1 protein-coding gene is annotated in these 594 nt (G+C 57.4%); it reads right to left on the bottom strand.

Going from position 1 to position 594, the window contains the following annotated elements; translation table 11 throughout:
- Positions 1-594, bottom strand: a 594-nt coding sequence (locus ACFOSX_RS01130) for a hypothetical protein (RefSeq protein WP_386096169.1), incomplete at both ends; no start/stop codon positions are given.

Here is a 594-nt window from a genome sequence, read left to right as displayed (position 1 = left end):
TCGGCCGCGTTGCCGCAGTCGTCCGTGAAGTTAGCTGTCCAGGTCTGGCTGAAGCCACATCCTTCCGCATCGGCCACTATACCCGTGTCCGTCATTACGATATCGCCTGGGCTACACGCTTCATCTATGGTGAACTCCGGCATAGGGATCGCCGTTGGGTTGCAACCTAGGTCGCCGCCCTCCACCGAGCTGGTGATTACCGGCTTGTCAGTATCAACTATCCATGTATACGTCACGCTTACTTCGTCGGCCGCGTTGCCGCAGTCGTCCGTGAAGTTAGCTGTCCAGGTCTGGCTGAAGCCACATCCTTCCGCATCGGCTACTACACCCGTGTCCGTCATTACGATATCGCCTGGGCTACACGCTTCATCTAGGGTGAACTCCGGCATAGGGATCGCCGTTGGGTTGCAACCTAGGTCGCCGCCCTCCACCGAACTGGTGATTACCGGCTTGTCAGTATCAACTATCCATGTATACGTCACGCTTACTTCGTCGGCCGCGTTGCCGCAGTCGTCCGTGAAGTTAGCTGTCCAGGTCTGGCTGAAGCCACATCCTTCCGCATCGGCCACTACACCCGTGTCCGTCATTACGATA

Origin of the sequence: Winogradskyella maritima, assembly GCF_042650215.1 — a bacterium.
Taxonomy (GTDB): Bacteria; Bacteroidota; Bacteroidia; order Flavobacteriales; family Flavobacteriaceae; genus Winogradskyella; species Winogradskyella maritima.
The sequence above is the reverse complement of the archived record's forward strand: the minus strand, read 5'-3'. Positions and strand labels throughout refer to the sequence as shown.